The 21,549-nt window shown below is 39.1% G+C and carries 23 protein-coding genes and 12 tRNA genes; 29 read left to right on the top strand and 6 right to left on the bottom strand.

Annotation, left to right across the window (positions count from 1 at the left end):
• Nucleotides 1–247: 247 nt before the first annotated feature.
• The 3 genes from ACFQRG_RS18520 to ACFQRG_RS18510 all read right to left on the bottom strand — a co-directional run bounded on the left by ACFQRG_RS18520 (nucleotide 248) and on the right by ACFQRG_RS18510 (nucleotide 2,279).
• Nucleotides 248–484: an indolepyruvate ferredoxin oxidoreductase subunit alpha gene (locus ACFQRG_RS18520; protein WP_380968869.1), complete on the bottom strand. Its 237-nt coding sequence runs from the start codon at nucleotides 482–484 to the stop codon at nucleotides 248–250.
• Between the two features lie 383 nt (nucleotides 485–867).
• Nucleotides 868–999 (bottom strand): hypothetical protein, encoded by a 132-nt coding sequence (locus ACFQRG_RS18515; RefSeq protein ID WP_380968867.1) that lies wholly within the window; start codon nucleotides 997–999, stop codon nucleotides 868–870.
• Nucleotides 1,000–1,019: 20 nt separating this feature from the next.
• Nucleotides 1,020–2,279 carry a helix-turn-helix domain-containing protein gene (locus tag ACFQRG_RS18510; protein ID WP_380968865.1) on the bottom strand — a complete coding sequence of 420 codons (1,260 nt, stop codon included), beginning with the start codon at nucleotides 2,277–2,279 and terminating at the stop codon, nucleotides 1,020–1,022.
• A 244-nt stretch (nucleotides 2,280–2,523) separates the two neighbouring features.
• Here ACFQRG_RS18510 and ACFQRG_RS18505 point away from each other — a divergent pair, with 244 nt between their 5' ends.
• Nucleotides 2,524–3,495, top strand: coding sequence for a hypothetical protein (locus tag ACFQRG_RS18505; RefSeq protein ID WP_380968863.1), 972 nt, complete (start codon nucleotides 2,524–2,526; stop codon nucleotides 3,493–3,495).
• Between the two features lie 237 nt (nucleotides 3,496–3,732).
• Here the strand turns inward: ACFQRG_RS18505 and ACFQRG_RS18500 are convergent, their stop codons facing one another.
• Together ACFQRG_RS18500 and ACFQRG_RS18495 are read right to left on the bottom strand one after the other, a co-directional pair.
• Nucleotides 3,733–5,313 carry an APC family permease gene (locus ACFQRG_RS18500; protein ID WP_380968861.1) on the bottom strand — a complete coding sequence of 527 codons (1,581 nt, stop codon included), beginning with the start codon at nucleotides 5,311–5,313 and terminating at the stop codon, nucleotides 3,733–3,735.
• A gap of 332 nt (nucleotides 5,314–5,645) precedes the next feature.
• Nucleotides 5,646–6,266, bottom strand: coding sequence for a rhomboid family intramembrane serine protease (locus ACFQRG_RS18495; protein ID WP_380968859.1), 621 nt, complete (start codon nucleotides 6,264–6,266; stop codon nucleotides 5,646–5,648).
• Between the two features lie 117 nt (nucleotides 6,267–6,383).
• Between ACFQRG_RS18495 and acpS the strand changes: the two genes are divergently transcribed.
• The 15 genes from acpS (at nucleotide 6,384) to ACFQRG_RS18420 (ending at nucleotide 18,913) form a co-directional block, all read left to right on the top strand.
• Nucleotides 6,384–6,740: a holo-ACP synthase gene (acpS, locus tag ACFQRG_RS18490; RefSeq protein WP_380968857.1), complete on the top strand. Its 357-nt coding sequence runs from the start codon at nucleotides 6,384–6,386 to the stop codon at nucleotides 6,738–6,740.
• A gap of 61 nt (nucleotides 6,741–6,801) precedes the next feature.
• Nucleotides 6,802–8,307, top strand: a complete 1,506-nt coding sequence (locus tag ACFQRG_RS18485; protein WP_380968855.1) for an NAD(P)H-hydrate dehydratase — start codon at nucleotides 6,802–6,804, stop codon at nucleotides 8,305–8,307.
• A gap of 51 nt (nucleotides 8,308–8,358) precedes the next feature.
• Nucleotides 8,359–9,363 carry a LolA family protein gene (locus ACFQRG_RS18480; RefSeq protein WP_380968852.1) on the top strand — a complete coding sequence of 335 codons (1,005 nt, stop codon included), beginning with the start codon at nucleotides 8,359–8,361 and terminating at the stop codon, nucleotides 9,361–9,363.
• Nucleotides 9,364–9,513: 150 nt separating this feature from the next.
• Complete coding sequence (gene alr, locus ACFQRG_RS18475; RefSeq protein WP_380968850.1) at nucleotides 9,514–10,695, top strand: alanine racemase; 1,182 nt, start codon at nucleotides 9,514–9,516, stop codon at nucleotides 10,693–10,695.
• A 247-nt stretch (nucleotides 10,696–10,942) separates the two neighbouring features.
• Nucleotides 10,943–11,221: a CopG family ribbon-helix-helix protein gene (locus tag ACFQRG_RS18470; protein WP_380968848.1), complete on the top strand. Its 279-nt coding sequence runs from the start codon at nucleotides 10,943–10,945 to the stop codon at nucleotides 11,219–11,221.
• 5 nt (nucleotides 11,222–11,226) lie between these two features.
• On the top strand, nucleotides 11,227–11,577 hold the full coding sequence (locus ACFQRG_RS18465; RefSeq protein ID WP_205002620.1) for a type II toxin-antitoxin system PemK/MazF family toxin: 351 nt from the start codon (nucleotides 11,227–11,229) through the stop codon (nucleotides 11,575–11,577).
• A gap of 132 nt (nucleotides 11,578–11,709) precedes the next feature.
• Nucleotides 11,710–12,540: an STAS domain-containing protein gene (locus ACFQRG_RS18460; protein WP_380968846.1), complete on the top strand. Its 831-nt coding sequence runs from the start codon at nucleotides 11,710–11,712 to the stop codon at nucleotides 12,538–12,540.
• The gene (locus tag ACFQRG_RS18455; RefSeq protein ID WP_380968844.1) at nucleotides 12,537–12,893 is read left to right on the top strand and encodes an STAS domain-containing protein; all 357 of its coding nucleotides are present in this window, start codon (nucleotides 12,537–12,539) and stop codon (nucleotides 12,891–12,893) included. The genes ACFQRG_RS18460 and ACFQRG_RS18455 overlap by 4 nt, the downstream gene beginning before the upstream one ends.
• A gap of 2 nt (nucleotides 12,894–12,895) precedes the next feature.
• Entirely contained in the window at nucleotides 12,896–13,297 is a 402-nt protein-coding gene (locus tag ACFQRG_RS18450; RefSeq protein WP_380968842.1) for an anti-sigma regulatory factor, read from the top strand.
• 21 nt (nucleotides 13,298–13,318) lie between these two features.
• The gene (locus ACFQRG_RS18445) at nucleotides 13,319–14,320 is read left to right on the top strand and encodes a PP2C family protein-serine/threonine phosphatase (protein ID WP_380968840.1); all 1,002 of its coding nucleotides are present in this window, start codon (nucleotides 13,319–13,321) and stop codon (nucleotides 14,318–14,320) included.
• A gap of 112 nt (nucleotides 14,321–14,432) precedes the next feature.
• Entirely contained in the window at nucleotides 14,433–14,765 is a 333-nt protein-coding gene (locus tag ACFQRG_RS18440; RefSeq protein WP_380968838.1) for an STAS domain-containing protein, read from the top strand.
• Nucleotides 14,762–15,244, top strand: coding sequence for an anti-sigma B factor RsbW (rsbW, locus tag ACFQRG_RS18435; protein WP_380968836.1), 483 nt, complete (start codon nucleotides 14,762–14,764; stop codon nucleotides 15,242–15,244). The genes ACFQRG_RS18440 and rsbW overlap by 4 nt, the downstream gene beginning before the upstream one ends.
• Nucleotides 15,213–16,007 (top strand): RNA polymerase sigma factor SigB, encoded by a 795-nt coding sequence (sigB, locus tag ACFQRG_RS18430; RefSeq protein ID WP_380968834.1) that lies wholly within the window; start codon nucleotides 15,213–15,215, stop codon nucleotides 16,005–16,007. Before rsbW ends, sigB begins: the two co-directional genes overlap by 32 nt.
• Entirely contained in the window at nucleotides 16,004–16,615 is a 612-nt protein-coding gene (locus ACFQRG_RS18425; RefSeq protein ID WP_380968832.1) for a protein phosphatase 2C domain-containing protein, read from the top strand. The genes sigB and ACFQRG_RS18425 overlap by 4 nt, the downstream gene beginning before the upstream one ends.
• A 105-nt stretch (nucleotides 16,616–16,720) precedes the next feature.
• A complete protein-coding gene (locus tag ACFQRG_RS18420) occupies nucleotides 16,721–18,913 on the top strand; it encodes a Tex family protein (RefSeq protein WP_380968830.1) in 2,193 nt (730 codons plus the stop codon).
• A 113-nt stretch (nucleotides 18,914–19,026) separates the two neighbouring features.
• Here ACFQRG_RS18420 and cmpA read toward each other — a convergent pair whose 3' ends face one another.
• Complete coding sequence (gene cmpA / locus ACFQRG_RS18415; protein ID WP_132747235.1) at nucleotides 19,027–19,140, bottom strand: cortex morphogenetic protein CmpA; 114 nt, start codon at nucleotides 19,138–19,140, stop codon at nucleotides 19,027–19,029.
• Nucleotides 19,141–19,244: 104 nt separating this feature from the next.
• Between cmpA and ACFQRG_RS18410 the strand changes: the two genes are divergently transcribed.
• From ACFQRG_RS18410 to ACFQRG_RS18350, 13 genes are all read left to right on the top strand, one after another.
• Nucleotides 19,245–19,718: a SprT family protein gene (locus tag ACFQRG_RS18410; RefSeq protein WP_380968828.1), complete on the top strand. Its 474-nt coding sequence runs from the start codon at nucleotides 19,245–19,247 to the stop codon at nucleotides 19,716–19,718.
• A 165-nt stretch (nucleotides 19,719–19,883) separates the two neighbouring features.
• Nucleotides 19,884–19,958, top strand: a tRNA-Asn gene (locus tag ACFQRG_RS18405).
• Nucleotides 19,959–19,960: 2 nt separating this feature from the next.
• Nucleotides 19,961–20,052: transfer RNA gene (locus tag ACFQRG_RS18400), tRNA-Ser, on the top strand.
• A gap of 13 nt (nucleotides 20,053–20,065) precedes the next feature.
• Nucleotides 20,066–20,140 (top strand) — tRNA-Glu (locus tag ACFQRG_RS18395).
• A 72-nt stretch (nucleotides 20,141–20,212) separates the two neighbouring features.
• Nucleotides 20,213–20,288 (top strand) — tRNA-Asp (locus ACFQRG_RS18390).
• Nucleotides 20,289–20,292: 4 nt separating this feature from the next.
• Nucleotides 20,293–20,367: transfer RNA gene (locus ACFQRG_RS18385), tRNA-Gln, on the top strand.
• A 3-nt stretch (nucleotides 20,368–20,370) separates the two neighbouring features.
• Nucleotides 20,371–20,446: transfer RNA gene (locus ACFQRG_RS18380), tRNA-Lys, on the top strand.
• Nucleotides 20,447–20,522: 76 nt separating this feature from the next.
• Nucleotides 20,523–20,607: transfer RNA gene (locus tag ACFQRG_RS18375), tRNA-Leu, on the top strand.
• 35 nt (nucleotides 20,608–20,642) lie between these two features.
• Nucleotides 20,643–20,725 (top strand) — tRNA-Leu (locus ACFQRG_RS18370).
• A 48-nt stretch (nucleotides 20,726–20,773) separates the two neighbouring features.
• A tRNA-Arg gene (locus ACFQRG_RS18365) sits at nucleotides 20,774–20,850 on the top strand.
• Between the two features lie 104 nt (nucleotides 20,851–20,954).
• A tRNA-Pro gene (locus tag ACFQRG_RS18360) sits at nucleotides 20,955–21,031 on the top strand.
• A gap of 14 nt (nucleotides 21,032–21,045) precedes the next feature.
• Nucleotides 21,046–21,119: transfer RNA gene (locus tag ACFQRG_RS18355), tRNA-Gly, on the top strand.
• Nucleotides 21,120–21,278: 159 nt separating this feature from the next.
• Nucleotides 21,279–21,355 (top strand) — tRNA-Ile (locus ACFQRG_RS18350).
• The last annotated feature ends 194 nt before the right edge of the window (nucleotides 21,356–21,549 follow it).

Below are 21,549 nucleotides of genomic sequence, written 5' to 3'. Positions count from 1 at the left end.
ACAGTTGATTTCATAGTCAAGTTCAATAGGTAAGTACGATGATGTGTAACCGATTTCACAAAATTGTGCCGTTTTACATTATATCAATGGTTGAAGGATAATTGAAGTGGGAATTTTATGAATTTGTTAGAAAATGCAGTACATTGAAAAAGGCTCATCTTCAATATAAAAGAAGGGCCTTGTCTGACAATGTTTTATAAATGTAAAAAAGCCGCTACCATCTGGGTAACCGGCTTTTGCTGCATATCTATTTTGTGAAGAAGTCTTTGTTTAATTGAATATATTCCTGTTCTTCTTCAGGTACCTCATCGTCAGGATAGATAGCTTCTACAGGGCATACTGCTTCACAAGCTCCGCAGTCAATGCAAACATCAGGATCGATATAAAACATATCTTCTCCTTCTTCAATGCAATCAACAGGGCATGTTTCAACGCATTCTGCAGCTTTTTCATCTTTACAAGGTGAAGTAATGACAAATGCCATTTGAAAAGTCCCCCTTTCAGTTCTTATTAAAAGCTATTTCCAATTATAACGCTACGTTTTAAGTATGACCAATCTAAGATGAAATTTCAATTATTTTTGACAAACATCATCAAACTATGCCTGTTTTAAATAAAAAAATATAAAATCGGACATGCCATAAAAATTTTATATCATAACATCTAACAATTAGCAAGGAAGGGTTTTTGGTAAAATTTGAACTGGGAGGGGGGTTGTCAAAATTTTGACGATATATTGTTATATTAAATAAGTTTAAATTTATATAGGTCCTTAATTAATATAATCGAATTAAGAAATATAAATTCGGTTATTTAAAGACTAAAAAAACAGCCATCTCATTGTGAGCGGCTGTCTTTTTTGACATTTTAAAGGGTTGGTTGAGATACCATTATTGGTGGACGTGTGTCTTGTGCTGATTTCTTTTCCACATTAGTATGCGTAAAAGCTAAGCTGGCAATAAAAGCAATCGTGCATAGTCCTAAAACAAATTTTTTCAAATTTTTTCCCCCCTTAACAACTAATTAATCTGTTTTCTAGCATCATTTGCTAGTCTGTAAAATTGACTGGCACTTTTATATTGTCTTATATCATAATAGAAATTGGCAAGTTCTTCTGCATATTCAGCAACATAATCCCATCTTTGAATTTTTTTAAAGTAAGGAATTGCTTCTTTTAAAATAGATTCATAATCTTCTTTTTGGTTCATTCTGACATCAAGAATCTTAAAATCATAATAACAGTCTATTAGATCAAAGGATTTTGCTAATTTAATACCTTGATCAATAAGTTTTTGCGCTTTTTTGGTTTCTTTAACAGCGCAATATTCTTTAGCCAATAAATGGAAGGTTATGCACCGATTTTTAGGATCAAGGTCGGCTTTTGATTTGAATTGCTGGCCCTTTTCAAGATATTCAATAGCCTTTTCTGGGTTTCCTTGGCAAGAGTATACAAATCCAATATTATGATGGATAATGCCGCGTCGTTCATTATCATCATATAACTCTGCGAACTTTAAAGCTTGATTGTAGTGGTATTTAGCTTGTTCGTAATTATAAATGCGCCTATTACAAATACCAAGTAATGTTTGGCAATCAGCAATACGCTTTAAATTATAATCTTTTTCAAAAATGGTAAGAGCTTTATGAGCGTAATTAATACTTTTAGTTATACTGTAGGATCCAATGTAACTTAGACTAAGGTGATAATATAAGTCGGCAAATTCTTGCTCAGAGAGATTAAGTTTGTGTATAAGAAGGTATTCTGCCTTTTTAATATAATCGATACTTTTTTCAAAATCCTCAATATTGTAAAAGTTTATTCCTGTAAAATGGAAGAAAAAATATTGTAATTCTGTTGTGAGTATGTCACTAAATTTTTCAACCCCTTTTAAAAGTGAAGAGGCCTCCGAAGTGTTTCCTAATATCATAAGAAGTCTTGATTTATATAAATCAAACTTCAATAAAAGAATAGGATCTTGGATATTGTTTAACCGATTTATAATTATTTTTTCTTTTTCATTGGCATCGACTATATTTCTATCCCTAATGATGCTGTACCACTCATCCAACAACTCATTAATTTCATCCAATTCTTCCTGGTTGTCAACATCCTTATAGGATATCCCAAGCCTCTCACATAGCAGCTTAATCGTGTCTTCGCTGGTCTTGTCACCGTGCTCGATTTTGCTGAGGTAGGAAACTGAGCAGATGCCTTCGGATAGTTGTTCCAAGGTTAGCCCAGATCTTTTCCTATAATATCTTATGCGGGTTCCTATCATGATATACCATCCTTTTTATTTTGGGAAAATTCAATACCATACCCCCCAAATATTTAATGTATTTTGAATCAATTTTCCCAATAAAAGAGTACCATTATTTCTGGTATGATAGAAATATAGAAAATGAATTTGGTTCTTTATCAGTATATTTTAAAACATTAGTACCAGATTGTTAATAAAATTATTCTAGTTAACTAATAATAATCCTTGTTTTTTATAAAATTTCAAAGGAGGATTGGTGGAAATGGTCAATATATTCAATGAAAATGCTGATGTAGAAACAGTTGATGAGGTGAAAACCGGTACCATTGATGACGTCAAAAATTCCTTTCAGTCGCAATCCGCTTTATTTAATACATTCGAAGATATTATTGATGAATCTTTTCAGGCGGCTGTCAGCTTTGATCAATTTCTTCTCGACAGCAACGGGTATTACTGGTTCACAGAAAAGACAACAGAAGGTCAAAGCGCCTCACAAATTTATATATTTAACAGCCAGGGGGATTTTATAAAAAGCCATGGTGTAAATGGCAAAGCCGCGACGATCTATGAATACAATGATTGCATACTTGCCGCGTGTGAAGGTATCGACAGCAAAGGATATATTTATAAATATTCGAAGGATGATCAAAAGCTGTTAAAAACGTGGGACATTGACGGGTTCCTCTGGGATTTGGAGAAGTTAGGCGATACACTTTATATAACAAGTTATCTGGCGGAAACAAATGAAGCTGTTTTATACACTATTTCCGGGCAGGAAGTGGATTGTAAAGTGCTTGGTAACAGCTTTTTCCCAACCGGGGTGCTTATTAAGGATAACATTCTTTATATTCCGGTATGCCCGCTTTATTCTCCAAATACAGGCTCTGTATTGTGTATTGATCTTAACAGCGATAAGGTAGAGGAAATAGCAGTTTCTGTATCACCCAGGCAAATTTTAAGTTATGGCGGACAGCTGATTTTACATGGTTTGGATATGTCCAAAGGTAAAGCAGAAAGTCTGATCTATCTGGATCCAAACACAAAAAAAACAGAAAGCTTTCAAATACCAAAGGCTTCAGATATCCGTATACAGGGCGAATACTTGCTTATCTTTAACCACGAGACGAAAACAGTTATCTACTGGAGCCATGCTAAGAAAAAAATCATTCGAATTGTCCAATGGCCTATAAAAAGGAAATTTCATAGTAAAAAGAATGCAAGACTGAACCACTAACCTTTTATTGGCTAGTGGTTCATTTTTACACTGTCAAATTTCACATATATGTTAATCGGCATGTCACCTCAAACTAATTTGTTAGAATGGAAAGGTCATGTTAAAGAAAAAATAACGGGGATGAACGGAGAGGATGTTAATAAAAATTTATTAGCGGATGTGTGACTATTCTAAGGAAATAAAACATAACCGTCACTTTTATAGATATAACAAAAAAAGACCGGGAATCCCCGGTCTTTATCCGACAGCTTTAACCTCTTCATCTTCTTTATCACTTGTAATCCGCGGCTTTTTAAGTCCGGAATGAACGCCCCAATAATAGATTCCTAAGGCACAAGCTGCGACGATAATAGTGTCCCATGGAGCCGGGATAATTCCCTTTCCGCCGAACGTTCCTAAGAAAGAGAATACGAAAATCATAATATAATAGACAAACATCCAAATTGAAGAAAGAAGATCTTCTTTTAAGTTCTTTTTGAAACGTTTATTGTTATCGATAAAGGCAAAGTATAGAATTAATGAAGCGAAAATTAAGCTGATCAATATCAAGTTAACGTTAAATCCGCTCCAGAAGGCAATCAATGCAGCTGCAATGAAGGCTAAAGGCGAAATAACCGACATTGCTTTTAATTTAAATGGCCTTTCTAAATCAGGCGATGTTTTGCGTAATGAGCCCGCTGAAATCGGCCCGGTCATATAGGTTAATACAAAGGCTGAGGTAACAGCGTTAATAAGGCCTCCCCAAACTTGGAATTGAGAAGGAAGGGTCCAAAGAGCTGCTAAAATAAATGTTAACCATAGTGCTGCGCGAGGCAATCCGCTTCTTGGATCGACTTTTTGGAATATCGAATAAAAGTAACCATTTTTTGCCCAAGCAAAGAGAACACGCGCTGTACCAGCTAAGAAAATGTTGCCTGTACCGGCAGGGGAGATAACAGCATCAAACAGGATTAAGCTTACAAGCCAGCTAATGCCCAATGCGCCCAAAAGGTTTGCAAACGGCGATGAAAATTTAAGACTGGCCCATCCGTGTGCCAGTTTTTCCGGCGGAACTGCTCCAATAAACACAAGCTGTAAAATAACATAAAGAACGAGGCCGGTGATAACCGCGTATATGATGGCCCTCGGTACATCCTTTCTCGGATTTTTGGCTTCCGCGGCAAAGTCAATGGCCTGCCTGAATCCAAGGAATGAAAAGACAATACCTGCACCCGCAACGGCTTTGAATACGCCATGAATACCGCCGGGATTAGCTTTGGTTATTGTAAAGTTTCCAGGATGGATAAAGAAAAGCAGAGCAATTACAGTCAGTAAAGGAACAACAAATTTAAAAATAGTAACAACTGTGTTAATTTTCCCAAAAATGTTGACGCTCCAATAGTTTAATAAAAAGAAAACAAAAATAAGAACAATTTGTATAAGGAGACCGAGACCAGTTGGTGTTCCGTCAGCGTGACCAAGAGCCGGCCACCAGGTTTGGGCGTAGCCCCTTACAGCTTCAACTTCAACGCCAATCACGCTTGAATAAGCCAACACCGAGGCGAAGCCGATCATATAACCGACAACAGAACCATGAGTGTAATCCGGGTAGCGGACAAAACCGCCGGCTCTTGGCAATGCAGCTCCCAGTTCAGCATAGACCATGCCAATTAAAATAATTGCAATTGCTCCTAAAATCCATGAAATCCATGCAAAAGGTCCTGCGTAGGTTGCACCATTTAAAGCCGCGTAAAGCCAACCCGACCCAATAATTGAACCTATACCCAGAAAGGTAAGGTCCCAAATATTGAGTTTCTTCTTCAGTTTGCCTTGGGACATACTATTCCCTCCTTTAGATATAAAAATTGGATTATAAACAAATTATATGCGTAATAATTTAATTAATCAATAAAATAATTAAATTTTTAGAATATTATAAAATAGGTAAAAATGGGTGGTAACTGCTTGTACTGCCATGATTTGTAAACGGTAAGGCCAGCAAATTTTTTCTATGTTAACTGTTTAATTTGTTAAAGAAGACATGCCGGTTGGGAAACTAAAAGGCGGGGATCAGGTCTAAAACTTTAGAGCGCAAGGCTCATTTTGCTGCGCTTAAATTTAACGTAAAATAAAAATATCCATAAGAAGCTGAAGCTTCCTATGGATATTGATTATTGTATATACGGATTATGTTTAACCTTCATTAAAAGGAACGGAGCCAGTATAAACCCTCCGAGAAAACCAAACAAATGTCCCAGAATATCAATATCAGGATAAACAAAAGTTGAAATCAAACCTAAAATAAGGATAACAACAATTATTTTCGTATTAAAGCTGTCAATAAGATCACGGCGAATGGCAACCATAAAGAGGTAAATGCCAAATAATCCAAAGATAGCCCCGCTGGCACCTAAATATGAATAGCCCATTGGCTGAAATAAATAGACCGCTAAATTGCCGATAAGGCCGGCGCCAAGGTAGGCTATGATAAACCGCCATTTACCAAGTAATAATTCAAGTGCGGGAGCGAACAACAATATTGAAAAACAATTAAATAAGACGTGCGGGAATGTGATATGTAAAAAAATTGGTGTAATGAGTCTCCACCATTCCCCATAGGCAATTGCCGCATTAAAGCCAATCCCGGAATTAACAATGGTGTACCCTATTCCAGTGGAAGTAAATTTATCAAGAAAGATGATGAGATAGATAACAATATTTATGGCGATGATACATGATACAATGGGGTATAGTTTAATAAAAGTTTTAAAGTTTTCGTTTCTGACAAACACAGATTGTCCTCCTTAGTTAAGAGCTTGACTTATTTTAAGAGGTTATTTAAAAGCCGGACATATTTAATAATATTATAAATCAAAAACAGCGCTGAAGCTTATTAAAAAGGTGAAAAAATGATTATTGGAACAGGAATAGATATGATCGAATGCCATCGGATAAAAAAACAAATTACCAATGATAAGTTTATAGATCGTATTTTAACAATTCAAGAAAAACAGCGGTTTAATCAATTGTCTGATCATAGGAAAGTCGAATATCTAGCCGGGCGTTTCGCTGCCAAAGAGGCTTATGCGAAAGCAAAAGGGACAGGCATTGGCAACACGTTGTCATGGCGTGATATTGAAGTGATTAATAATGGACAAGGTAAGCCTATATTAAAGGATATGACAGATGAACAGCAAGTCATTCATCTTTCTATTACTCATACTGATACCTTTGCCGCAGCTTTTGTCATTATTGAAAGCAAATAGGCTAGTCTGCATATTGGAGGAAGTTGTCTCATATATTTTTAATGCGCTAGGAGGGACTATTGTGCACATCGTATCACGAGAAGAAATGCAAACCATCGATCAGTATGCAATAGGGAGCATTGGCCTGTCGGGGCCGATCTTAATGGAGAATGCCGGGCGCGCTTTCTTTCATTATTTGAAACCCTTCTTAGGTGAAGGAGAGAGAATAGGAGTGATGATAGGCAAAGGGAACAATGGCGGAGACGGTTTCGTTATTGCCAGGCAGTTGATAGATCAGCCTTGTCAAGCAGATGTTTGGGTTGTTCCTGAGCAAAAGGAAATAACAGGAGACGCGGCAATTCATAGGGATATCTTTTTACGTTCTGGAGGATCAATAAAATATGTTGCTGAGGAACCTGAAGTTTTTCAAGAAAAAGTTAAGAATTACACATTAATCATTGATGCACTGCTTGGAACGGGTTTTCGGGGATCTCCAAAAAAACCTTATCAAGCGGTGATCCAAAGCATTAACAAGGCTGATGCTGCAGTGATTGCGGTTGATTTGCCAAGCGGTGTACCGGCTGATGGGGGTCATTTTGAGCACGAAGCAGTCAGGGCGGATTATACCTTTACATTACAGTGCCCGAAAATGGGGATGTATACACAGCCGGGGGCCGTTCATTTTGGTCAAACAAAGACAATAGATATTGGCATGCCATCATCCGCTATTCATCATGCGAACGTAACGAAACAATTATGGACAAAGAAAGATTTTATAAGTTCACTTCCAAAGCGTACGCCTTTTTCCCATAAAGGCAGTTTTGGAAAGGGGATTCTTGCGGCAGGATCATCTAATATGCCCGGGGCTTGTGCGCTTGCTGCCAAAGCTGCATTAACATCGGGCATTGGACTGTTAAGCCTTTATGTTCCTGAAAGTATAAAGCCTATCATTGCGTCCCATGTTGCAGAGGCTATGTATGTTTCCGGGGATATTGACTGGAATATGTATGACGGTATCGCGATAGGTCCGGGAATAGGCAGAACAGCATCAGCTGAAGCGTTGCTGCATGATGTACTGGCTCAAGCTGAAAAGCCATTGTTGATTGATGCTGATGGTTTATATCATTTGAAGCATTATTTGCCATTATTAAAAAACAAACCATCTCCAGTCATCTTAACGCCGCATCCTGGTGAAATGGCGAGGTTAACCGGGCTTTCGGTTAAAGAGGTGGAAAATGACCGATTTAGCATTGCGAGCCAATTCGCCAAAGAATATCAAGTGTATCTTATATTAAAAGGGAAGTATACCATTGTAACTGCACCGGATGGAATGCAGGCGGTTAATCCGACGGGCAACCCGGCACTTGCCAAAGGCGGAACGGGAGATGTTCTTTCCGGAATGATTCTAGCCTTTATGCTTCAGCATCATCAACTATTCCCGGCAATCTGTAATGCTGTTTATCTCCATGGAGCAGTGAGTGATCAACTGGTTTCTAAGGGCCATTCGCAAATGGATGTCACAGCATCCGATATTATTAATGGAATACCGATGGTTTTGCATGATTTCGAAAGCGATACGGTTTGCTAGAATAGAATCCCTCCTTTGTCACCGACATGAGACAAAGGGGTTGGATAAAAAGTGAAGAAGATATTTACATTGCTGTTACTCGGCATCATGTTCCTTGTTGTCTTGACAGGATGCGGTGAGAAGAGCCAAAAACACGTCGTATCTGATTTAGGCAAGAAGATGGAAGAAATCAAGGGCTATAAAACCAATGCCGTGATGACGTTCATGCACGGAAATAAAAAGCAAAGTTATCATGCCGAGATTTGGTATAAGAAACCGTCATACTATAAAGTTGTGCTGCAAGATAACAAAAAGGAAAATAAACAAATGATTATTCGTAATAAAGACGGCGTATTTGTACTGACGCCTGCCTTAAATAAAAGTTACCGTTTTGAAAGCGATTGGCCGAATAATCGCAGTCAATTTTATTTGTATCAATCGCTTGCCAAAGATATCTTAAATGATGAGAGTGCAAGTTTTGAGTCCAAAGATGATAAGTATATTTTTAAAACTAAAACCAATTACCCTACCAAAGACTTATCCAATCAGAAAATCTCTTTATTGAAAAAGGACTTGGCGCCGAAATCAGTTCAAGTGATGGATAAAGATATGAATGTTATTGTAGATGTAAACTTTAAAGATTTTAAAATGAACCCTTCATTTGGAAAAGATGATTTTGACGTTAAAAAGAACATGACAACAGCAAAACTTGAAGAACCGACAATGGCGGCTAACAATCAAGAATTTAAAGTTTCATATCCAACGGTTAAATTGCCAAACACGAAGCTCTCCGTAATGAAACCTGAAGTTACTAGCGATCAGAAAAAGTTTGTGCTTAAATATAAAGGTGATAAAGCTTATACACTCATTGAAACAAAGAGTAACGCCGCACTGACAAGCTCACCGGTTATGGCAATGGGTGAGCCTGTGAACCTGGGCTTTACCATCGGTACCATGACTGATCATTCTTTATCATGGTCATATGATGGCATGGATTACTATTTAGCGTCCAGTAAATTAACGGATGAAGATATGCAGAATATTGCCCGTTCTACTAACGGTAAACTGACCAAATAATAAACTTAAGCCGTCTGCTTTGGACGGCTTAGTTATTTATGCTTTATCATTTCAGTTCAAACTTGGCGCCGGAAAAAAATCCTTGTAAAATAAAGTGAAAACGTTATAGTAACAATGAATGAGTAAATGATAAAAGGAGATATAACAAAAATGACGGCCCCTTATTATAGAGATACATGGGTAGAAGTCGATCTTGATGCGATAGAATCAAATGTAAAAAATATGAGGACTTATTTGCCGAAAAATACACAATTAATGGCGGTTGTTAAAGCCAATGGATACGGCCATGGTGCTGTTGAAGTGGCTGAAACGGCGCTGGGGACAGGAGCCGATTGGCTGGCTGTTGCCTTTCTGGATGAGGCTATTGAATTGCGGTTGGCAGGGATTGAAGCTCCAATTTTAGTTTTAGGGCGTGTTAGACCTGAAGACGTACCTATAGCCGCCAGATATCATATTTCTTTAACTGTTTATCAAACAGAGTGGCTCGAGCAAGCGATGAATTTTTACCAAAAGAATGATCCGGTTTTCTTGCATGTTAAATTAGATACAGGTATGGGCCGTTTAGGCATTCGTGATGAAGAATCATTGTCCCGCTTTGTCCGTAAGCTCAAAGAAGACAGCCGTTTTGTCCTGGAAGGGGCTTATACTCATTTTGCCACTGCGGATGAAGAAGACGAGTCTTATTTTGAAGAGCAATATAAAAGATTCCAAACAGCACTATCATGGTTAAAGTCTGATGGCGTCAATCCAAATATTATCCATTGCGGAAACAGCGCGGCATCCCTTAAGCATCCCGAGAAAATGTTTAATTTAGTGCGATTTGGCATTTCAATGTATGGCTTATCCCCATCTCCCAGCATGAAGCATAAACTGCCCTTTCAATTGAAAGAGGCCTTTAGTTTATACAGTCGCCTTACTCATGTTAAAAAAGTGGAACCTGATGAAGCAATCAGTTATGGCGCCACATACCGGACAGCAGGTTATGAATGGATCGGAACAGCTGGCATCGGTTATGCGGATGGCTGGCACAGAAGGCTCCAAGAACAGCATAATCAAGTGATTGTCAATGGCGAGCGCTGCCCGGTTATCGGCCGGATCTGTATGGACCAGCTGATGTGCAGATTGAAATCCGAAGTTCCCGCCGGCACGAAAATTACCCTGATCGGTACGGATAAAAACGAATGTATTACGATTGACGAAATAGCAGAACAATTAGGAACCATTAATTATGAAATACCTTGTATGATTAATGAAAGAGTTCCAAGGATATACTTAAAAAATAAAGAAATAATAAAAATAAAGAATCCGTTGATTAAGGGTATGAGATTGTAGTAAAATAAATTATCATCTTAGTGACGTTTAAATGGTCCGGGAATTTTTCCGATTAATGAAGCGGGGTTTTAAGTGTATGGCAGCACGTTCCCTTTGCCGCAGGCTGTTCTTTGAAACGTGTCCCGCTTTCCGCCGCGAAGTGTCCAGAGACGTTTATTCAGATTGCGGCTTTGCATTACTTATTTTGGAATGATATGATTACTTTTAGAATATGATTGAGTCGAAGCGATTTGTTGGAGGTGCACTTATGCCTGAGTCGAATTCTAAAGAAATTGTAGTGAAATTACCACAATATTTATTGAACGAAATGGACGGGATTGCTCAAAAGGATAAAGTGAATCGTAGTGAGTTTCTTCATCGAGCGGTAAGAATGTATCTTCGTGAAAGGAACAAACGGCAGATTCGTGAATCAATGCGTCAAGGCTATATGGAAATGGCCAAAATCAACTTAAACATTGCCTCCGAAGCGTTCCTTGCAGAAGAGGAGGCAGAAATTACCTCAGAGCGCCTCGTTAGCGGGGTGTAATTAGGGTGATTGTAAAACGCGGCGATGTTTATTTTGCCGATCTCTCTCCGGTCGTTGGTTCAGAGCAGGGTGGCGTACGGCCGGTATTAATTATCCAAAACGACATCGGCAATCGTTTTAGTCCAACGGTGGTAATAGCTGCTATCACCGCTCAAATTCAAAAAGCAAAATTGCCGACACATGTGGAAATTGATGCTAAAAAGTACGGATTTGATCGTGACTCAGTAATATTACTCGAACAGATTCGAACGATTGACAAGCAACGTTTAACCGATAAGATTACACATCTTGATGATGATATGATGCATAACGTCAATGAAGCCATTCAAATAAGCTTAGGTCTGATTGACTTCTAGTATTCGCTTAGCTGCTCTTATATAAAGAGTGGCTTTTATTTTTTGTCGAATCTTCATAGAAAATGATTGCGTAATATTTTTAGGAGTGGAATAATTATTCTCAAGAAAGTGTGTTTTGAAGGGAGTGTCTTTGTGAAATCGGCAGTGATTGAACATTTAAAAGAACAAAAAGATAAAATCGTCCAAATGTGGATGGAGAAGATGGACGAAGCAGTATCGGACATGCCCAGTACTAATGTTAATTATAGTGCTTTGGTCACAACAAACGAAACTTTTGCAGAAGTGATATATAATTATATATTGAATGAAGGTTCATCGGAAGACTTAAATAATTTTATTGGAAGAATTCTGCGCTTTGGATGGCCATTAAGTTATCTGACCCACGGTATTCAAGTCTTTCGGAAGGTTGTCATAGAAGTCATCGGGAAAAAAGCGGAGAATACAAAGGATTTACTTCGGCTTTATCATCAAACAGATGCTATTATAGATCCTATTACTAACAAGTTAATTCAAGATTCAGCGGAGTCATGGGAAAATACTGTTTATCTGCAAAAAAATGCCCTTTTGGAATTATCGGCGCCTTTAATTCCCGTTATGGAAAAAATATCAGTGATGCCGTTAATTGGGACAATCGATACTGACAGGGCAAAATTAATCATGGAAAATTTACTTGAAGGTGTCATTGAGCATAGATCTGAAGTGGTTCTTATTGATATTACAGGGGTGCCAATCGTTGATACAATGGTTGCTCATCATATTATTCAAGCTGCGGAAGCGGTTCGGTTAGTCGGAGCGTCGTGTATTTTAGTCGGCATTCGCCCGGAAATTGCTCAAACGATTGTTAACCTTGGCATTGCGCTTCATGATTTTCCTACAAGAAGTACATTGAAAGAAGGCATAGAGACGGCCTTGAAAATGACAAAACGGCAAATCGTATTTATTGATCAGGAGGGCTCGGATTGAGAATTCCTATACTAAAATTACATGACTATTTGTTAATTTCTATTCAAGTGGAATTGGATGACCAGACGGCCATTCAATTTCAGCAAGATCTGCTTGAAAAAATCCATGAAACCGGTGTTAAAGGTGCGGTCATAGATTTAACATCCGTTGACATGATTGATTCTTATATAGCAAAAATATTAGGCGATGTGGTCAAAATGTCTTCGCTATTAGGCACAAAAGTTGTTTTAACCGGAATCAGGCCAGCTGTAGCCATTACCCTTATCGACTTAGGCATAACATTAAAAGATGTACCAACAGCCCTAGATTTGGAAAAAGGACTTGAGAAACTGCAACAGGAATTGGAGGGATGACCATGCACACCCAATCCTGTGTAGAAATTAAAAATGAATGGAACATTGTCCAAGCCAGACAGCTTGGCCGTGAATTGTCAAAAGAACTTGGTTTTCAGACTGTTGATCAAGCAAGAATTACAACTGCCATCTCAGAGCTTGCGAGAAATATCTATCTTTATGCCAATGACGGGATTATTACCGTTGAACCTTTTAATAATATGGGAAAATTGGGGTTGAAAGTCGTCTCGTCTGACAAGGGACCGGGTATCAAGGATATTCGTAAAGCTATGGAGGATGGATATACGACATCCGGAGGTTTAGGTGCGGGTCTTCCGGGTGTTAAAAGATTGATGGATGAGTTCAAAATCCATTCTCAAGAAGGCAGCGGTACAGAAATTGTTGCAATAAAGTGGCTCCGTTAATGAGAGAGGAGACAATTATTAATGGATAGTCAAATCCTGTATGAAAAATATGAAAAGGTATTATTAAACTATTTAGAAAATAGAAACGAAAAAGGCTTGTACAAAGCCCAGCAATTTGGCAGAGAAATGATTGAGCAAAATATTTCTCCTGAGGAAGTTGTCAGTCTGCATGTCAAAGTGCTTACTCAGGCCTTGCCTTATTTAGATCAAGATGTTCTTGATACTTTCGATTTTTTATTGGAAGTCATGATGGATTATGGATTGGCTTACCGTGAGCACCAAAGCTTAAGAGATAAACAGCGGCAAATTAATTCCGAAATTGATGTTGCCGCCGATTTGCAGCAATCTTTATTAAAAGGGGATGTCCCTGACTGCGGATTTTTAGACATTGGTGTTATCAGTCAGCCCGCAAAAAAAATGAGCGGGGATTATTACCATTTTGTTAATGATGATAATCATTGTATAAGCGTTGCGATAGCTGATATTGTGGGAAAGGGTATTCCGGCCGCGATGTGTATGTCCATGATAAAATACACGATGGACAGTATTCCGGAACAGCGGATGCAGCCGGGGGCTATGCTTGAAAACCTTAACCGGGTCGTTGAGCAAAATGTCGACCCCAATATGTTTATCACTATGTTTTACGGTCTTTATGACCCTAGAGTTCAGGAATTCTTTTATTCATCTGCAGGTCATGAGCCTGGTATTTTTTATTCTGCAGCCGAAGATAAATTTACTGAATTAGAGGCCAAAGGGCTTGTTTTAGGACTTTCCCGTTCAACGAAATACAAAGAGTATGTTAAGAAAGTGCAGCCGGGAGACATGATCGTGCTTTTGACTGACGGGGTAACCGAATGCCGAACGGAAAAAGGGTTTATTGAGCGTGAAGGTGTTATCGATTTGATTCGCGGGTATATGGATAAGCCGGCCCAGGAAATTGTTGAAAATGTATTTTATGAATTAGAAAGACTGCAAGATTTTGATCTTAGAGATGATTTTACATTAATTGTCATGAAATTTTAGGTTTAGCCTTTATTTTTAAGGGGTAAATCCATAATACATTTAGTTGACATCGTACTTGGCAGTGCAGGGTTTGTTCGGCTGAACATCCAAGTTGTTAACAGGAGGTTTCCAGATGAATTTACGGATAGAACATCAAGAAATGGGTTCAAATAAATATATGATTAAACTTATAGGTGAAGTTGACGCATATACAGCACCGAATCTCCGTGAAGAACTTATTCCTTTGGTTGAAAAGGGCGGGGATGTTGTAACAATTGATTTAAGCGAAACAGAATATATGGACAGCACCGGTCTCGGGATTATTATCGCCGGATTAAAAGCGGCTAAGAAAAGCGGCAGTGCATTAGAGATTGGGGAAATGACGCCCCGTGTGGAAAGGCTCTTTAAGATAACTGGCCTCCTGGATGTTTTAAATAATGATGATACAGTAAAGGAGGGAAAATGATGATGTCTCCTGATTCGATAGATCTCACTATTCCTGCAAAACCGGAATTCGTTGGGGTTGTCCGTTTAACAACTTCAGGCGTAGCTAACCGGCTTGGATATTCTTATGAAGATATTGAAGATATTAAGATCGCTGTTTCTGAAGCCTGTACCAATGCGTGCAACCATGCTTATCAAGCTAATGAGGATGGAAAAATAAGCATAAGAATCGACAGCTACGATGACCGTATAGAAATTATCGTCGGCGACCGCGGGAAAAGCTTTAATTTCCAAGATAAAATTGGTAATTTGCAGCCTATAGATCCTAATATGTCATTGGAAAAGATCAATGAAGGAGGGCTAGGGCTGTTTTTGATTGAAACACTGATGGATAAAGTGACTATCAGCGGTGATTCCGGGGTCATAGTAGCCATGACAAAGTTTTTGAGAAGAGACGAGGTGGATAACAATGCCCGCAAAGTCTCAACTTCAACAGAATGATATGAAAACTGATATATACGAACTGATCGCCGCATACCAGAAGGATCCAGAAGAGGAATTTATTCAAAACAAACTGATTAAATACTATGAAAATCTGGTTGTGGCCATGTCCAATAAGTTTTCTAAAAACAGTGATATTAAAGAGGATTTATACCAAGTTGGTATGATCGGCTTACTCGCGGCATTAAGACGCTTTGACCCCTCGATGGGAAGAAGCTTCGAATCATTTGCCGTTCCAACCATTATTGGCGAGATTAAAAGATATATGCGTGATAAAACATGGAGTGTCCATGTTCCGAGAAGGATTAAAGAACTTGGTCCGAAAATCAAAAAAACAGTTGATAAGCTGACTAATGACTTGCAACGTTCACCGAAAGTAGCGGAAATAGCAGAATTCCTCAATGTCGATGAAGAAGATGTGCTGGAAACTATGGAAATGAGCAGAAGCTATCATGCACTGTCAGTTGATAGTAAAATAGAGGCAGACGCTGAGGGCGGAACGGTCACTCTTCTTGATCTGGTTGGCAGGCAAGATGACGGTTATGAAACCGTTGACCGGAAAATGCTCTTTGAAAAGGTTTTTCAATCATTGACTGATCGTGAGCAGGAAATTATTGAACTGACTTATTTTGAAAACCTCAGCCAAAAGGAAACAGGGGACCGGCTTGGCATTTCTCAGATGCATGTATCGAGATTGCAGAGACGGGCATTGAAGAAACTTCGTGAGACTTTACCTGAAGAAGGGCTTGAAAAACTGACATGATTAAACATTATCCCTTCGAAAAATTTGAAGTATCCGTCTTTCAAAGGGCGAAAAAGGATAAACCGTGCTGCGGTGACAGCTATTTTGTAAAAGAAACAGACAGCTATTTAATATGCGCGGTAGCTGACGGCTTGGGAAGCGGAATCGGTGCAAAAGAAGCCTCCCAAAAAGCTGTTGAGACGATCGAGTCCAATCATACCCTTCCTGTTGATCTTTTAATGAATAAGGTTAACCAATCATTAATTAAACATCGGGGTGCTGTCGTTACTATTTTTAAGATTGATTACACTGACAAGTTAGTATCCTTTTGCGGCGTTGGTAATGTAAATTTTAAGATTTATCCTCAAATCGGCAAACCTATTTCTCCGTTGCCGAATCGCGGATTTTTATCTGGTCAGCCTGTTCGTCTTCAGGTTCAAGAATTTAATTATCCTGATCATGCGATGTTTGTTATTCATTCAGACGGCGTAACATTACATGCAAACCAAGTTCATTCGATTAAAAAAATGTATCATGTTGTAGCTGAAGAAGCGGAAAGTTACCTTGATAATTATGCAAAATTAAACAATAACGATGATTTAACAATTTTAATTGGAAAACCGTTGTAACGCAGCTTCTTGATGGGAGGCTGTTTTTTTATGTGCAAATTTTGATATGATTAAAGTATAAGCCCAAAATTTTTTTGGACCTTTTTGAACAGAAGGAGGCGCCCCATGAGCCAAGCAGTAATAGAAAAGGAAACAATTTATAAGCAATTGGCTAAGTCGCTTGATATTCAGCCGCAGCGTGTGGCAAATGTTATAAAATTACTTGAGGAAGATAATACAATCCCTTTTATTGCCCGTTATAGAAAAGAATTAACCGGCGGATTAGACGAAGTGCAAATTAACGACATCCATGATGGATGGCAATATGCTCTGCAGTTAGAAAAACGTAAAGATGAGGTTTTGCGCCTTATTGATGAACAAGGAAAATTAACAGATGACTTGCAAAAGGCCATTAAACAATCGGCAAAACTGCAAGAAGTAGAGGATTTATACCGTCCTTATAAGCAAAAAAGACGTACGCGGGCAACCATCGCAAAAGAAAAGGGCCTTGAGCCGCTCGCGGATTGGCTCATGAGTTTTCCGGAAGCAAGCATTGAAAAAGAAGCGGAGAAATATTTATCTGATGAGCATGAGCTTTACCAAGTTGAAGAAGTTATAGCCGGGGCGAAGGATATCATCGCTGAAAGAATTTCTGATGATCCTGAAATAAGAAAATGGATAAGAATAAAGACGTTTAAAAAAGGTGTGCTTCACAGTTCCCTTAAAGATAAGAAGGTATTAGAGAAAGACGAAAAGAAAGTTTATGAAATGTACTATGAATACGAGGAAAATGTACAAAACATTGTACCTCATAGAGTTTTAGCGATAAATCGCGGAGAAAAAGAGGAAATTTTAAAAGTTAATATTATTGCCCCCGTTGAAGAAATTATTGAATGGATGGATAAACGTATTATCACTCATTCAAAAACCTTTGCGTTAGAAATACTCAAGGAAACGATTCAGGACGCGTATAAGCGGTTAATAGCGCCGTCGATTGAGAGAGAGGTTCGCCAATCATTAACTGAGAAGGCGGAAGAACAGGCTATACATATTTTTTCTGAGAATTTAAGATCATTGCTCCTGCAGCCGCCGATTAAAGAAAAAATTGTATTAGGCGTCGACCCGGCTTATCGTACAGGCTGTAAATTGGCAGTCGTTGATGAAACCGGCAAGGTATTGGACATATCGGTCATTTACCCGACCCCTCCGAAATCGGAAGTTGAAAAAGCAAAGGATCATGTATTAGCTTTAATTAAGAAATTTAATATCGAAATGGTTGCCATCGGGAATGGGACAGCGTCGAGAGAGACTGAAAAGTTTATTGCGGATGTTATAAAAGAAGTAAAGGATAGAAATATATATTATCTTATCGTAAATGAGGCAGGTGCAAGCGTTTATTCAGCGTCTAAGCTTGCGCGTGAAGAATTCCCGGATCTGCAAGTTGAAGAAAGAAGCGCGGTTTCTATAGCGAGAAGGCTTCAGGATCCTTTAAGTGAATTAGTCAAGATTGACCCTAAATCTGTTGGGGTTGGCCAATACCAGCATGATGTATCGCAGAAAGAGCTAAATACATCGCTTACTTTTGTTGTTGAAACAGTGGTCAACCGAGTTGGTGTCAATGTAAACACCGCTTCATCTTCATTGCTTCAATATGTTGCCGGCTTATCAAAGGCTGTTGCAAACAATGTTATTAAAAAACGTGAAGAAGATGGTAAATATTTAAGCAGAGAGCAGTTGAAAACTGTCCCGCGTTTAGGTGATAAGACATTTGAGCAATGTGCAGGCTTTTTAAGAATCCCCGATGGCGACGAGCCCCTTGATAAAACGGCCATTCATCCTGAAAGCTATCAGGATGCCCATAAGTTGCTTGATCTTCTGGAGTGTTCGACAGCAGACATCGGCACTGAAAAATTAATAGAAAAACTAAAAGCCATTAATATTAGTGAGACAGCAAAAGATTTAGGCATGGGGGAACCAACCTTAAAAGATATTATAGACGCCTTTATCCGTCCCAGCCGTGACCCTCGTGATGATGTGAAAAAGCCATTGCTAAAAACTGATGTTCTTGAACTGGCGGATCTTAAGGAAGGTATGCAATTGGAGGGAACTGTCAGGAATGTTGTTGATTTTGGCGCTTTTGTTGATGTTGGTGTCAAACAAGACGGTCTCGTCCATATTTCCAAGTTATCCAACAGTTATGTTAAGCACCCGCTGGATATTGTCCAGGTAGGGCAAATTGTGACTGTATGGGTTGACAGTGTTGATGTGCAAAAGGGACGTATTTCACTTACTATGCTGCCGGACAATAAAAAATCTTGATGATTGATAAGTATTAAGGTTAAGGTGATTGACACGTCTCGTCGGGAAAGTTGCAAAGAGTTTTTTCCATATTGATGAAGTTTTGTTGCCCGAAAGAAATAGGCACTGTTTATTTATGAACAGTGCCTCTCTTGATAAAAAAACCAGCATTGATTTAATAATTTAATCTGATACCGATCCTTTTTGTAATAAGCCTCTCTAAGTTGTTTTTTAAACCAAAAGGGCATACGAAGGAAGGGACCTCCTTTAAAAAAACAGATAAATGCTTTCATTTTTAATCTATGAAGCAAAGCTTGTTGAAGTGCCCAAAAATATGAAAAGGACGAGATAAATGACAAATAACGAATTACAAGAACTTGTAGAACGAATATCGTTAGAGTGGTTTAATAAACCTTTTAAGCATCGGGCAACATTTAATAACCGTCTAAGAACGACAGGAGGACGGTATTTACTCTCCAGCCATCATCTTGAATTTAATCCAAAACAGCTCGATGTTTATGGTGAAGAAGAATTAATAAAAATTATTAAGCATGAACTTTGCCATTATCATTTGCATATTGAAGGGAAAGGATATCAACATCGCGATCGTGATTTTCAGGACTTACTTTCCCAAGTAGGCGGATCGAGGTACTGTCAATCGATTCCGGGTACAAGAAACCAAACGAGAAATATTCATGTGTATAAATGTCAAAAATGCGGTGAGGTATACTACAGGAAAAAGACAATCGATACAAAAAAATATGTTTGCGGCAAGTGTCGGGGAAAGCTTCAATGGATCTTAAAAAAATCCCTTAAAGAGGGTTGACGAGCTTTGTTATGATGTGATAAATTAATTAAGTCGCCAATGAAGTGACATTAATGTTTAGAAAAACATCGAAAAAAGTTGTTGACACATGTAATGTTGTGATGTATAATATTAAATGTCGCTGCTGAGAATAAGCGGCTTTAAAGAAAAGATAGCACATTATATTCCACAGTAGCTCAGTGGTAGAGCAATCGGCTGTTAACCGATCGGTCGCAGGTTCGAATCCTGCCTGTGGAGCCAATGGAGAAGTACCCAAGTTGGCTGAAGGGGCTCCCCTGCTAAGGGAGTAGACGGGTAACCCCGTGCGAGGGTTCGAATCCCTCCTTCTCCGCCATCGAGAAATCTTTGGCCCGTTGGTCAAGTGGTTAAGACACCGCCCTTTCACGGCGGTAACACGGGTTCGAATCCCGTACGGGTCACCACTTTAACTTTTGTAAATGCCTTGGACAAGGGAATTTTGAACAAAAGATATCTATTCAATATATTCTATATACGGTCCCGTGGTGTAGTGGTTAACATGCCTGCCTGTCACGCAGGAGATCGCCGGTTCAAATCCGGTCGGGACCGCCATTGCTGGCCCATAGCCAAGCGGTAAGGCACCGGATTTTGGTTCCGGGATGCGCTGGTTCGAATCCAGCTGGGCCAGCCATTTGAGCCATTAGCTCAGTCGGTAGAGCATCTGACTTTTAATCAGAGGGTCGGAGGTTCGAATCCTCCATGGCTCACCATTTTTAGGTTAAAACAGAAAGTTAGAAGTGATTTAAACTATCTAACTTTAAATGTTTAACATCCACTATACAGGATGCGGGTGTGGCGGAATTGGCAGACGCGCTAGATTTAGGATCTAGTGTCTTGCGACGTGGGGGTTCGAGTCCCTTCACCCGCACCATTTATTTTTTCCTATATGATACCATCACTTATTCTGCGGTCGTGGCGGAATGGCAGACGCGCTAGCTTGAGGGGCTAGTGGAGGAGACTCCGTGGAGGTTCGAGTCCTCTCGACCGCACTTATGCTTTCCATTTGGATATGCTTCCTAATTTGTTAAACTTTATATGCGCCCTTAGATCAACTGGATAGATCGTCTGACTACGGATCAGAAGGTTGGGGGTTCGAATCCTCCAGGGCGCGCCATCTTCTAGAATTTAGAGGTTGGAGATAAGAAGTTAAAATGAAAGTTCTGCTTCGAGGCAATACAAAAAGTCTAACTTCGAACATCTAACATCAAACTTCTAAAACGGGAAGTAGCTCAGCTTGGCAGAGCACTTGGTTTGGGACCAAGGGGTCGCAGGTTCAAATCCTGTCTTCCCGACCAGGTTAAATATATATGCGGGTGTAGTTTAGTGGTAAAACAAGAGCCTTCCAAGCTCTGGTCGTGGGTTCGATTCCCATCACCCGCTCCATTAGTTATGATCGAAACTTCATTGTGAAGCATCTTAGTGAGATCATATCAGTTGTACCCTTGTGGTGCTCCATTAATTTGTTAACGACGCTTCGTCGATAAACATCATCGCGAGTTAACATCAGTTGTGCTCGGAGAGTGCTCCATTAATTTGTTAGATGGGCCTGTAGCTCAGTCGGTTAGAGCGCACGCCTGATAAGCGTGAGGTCGGTGGTTCGAGTCCACTCAGGCCCACCATCTATGAATTTATTACCAGTTGACAGATTGATATAGCTATTGTATTATATATTAGCTGTCATCTTTTAGAGATTGTACCTTGAAAACTAAACAAAAGCCAAGCGTGATTGAAAGGGCAACTTTTCAATAAAAGCTAAGGATCATAACGATTGAAAGTACAGCTGTTTAACAGCTTTAATAAGGATGTTCGCATC

It is taken from the genome of Scopulibacillus cellulosilyticus (genome assembly GCF_042665295.1).
Lineage (GTDB): Bacteria > Bacillota > Bacilli > Bacillales > Sporolactobacillaceae > Scopulibacillus_A > Scopulibacillus_A cellulosilyticus.
The sequence above is the reverse complement of the archived record's forward strand: the minus strand, read 5'-3'. Positions and strand labels throughout refer to the sequence as shown.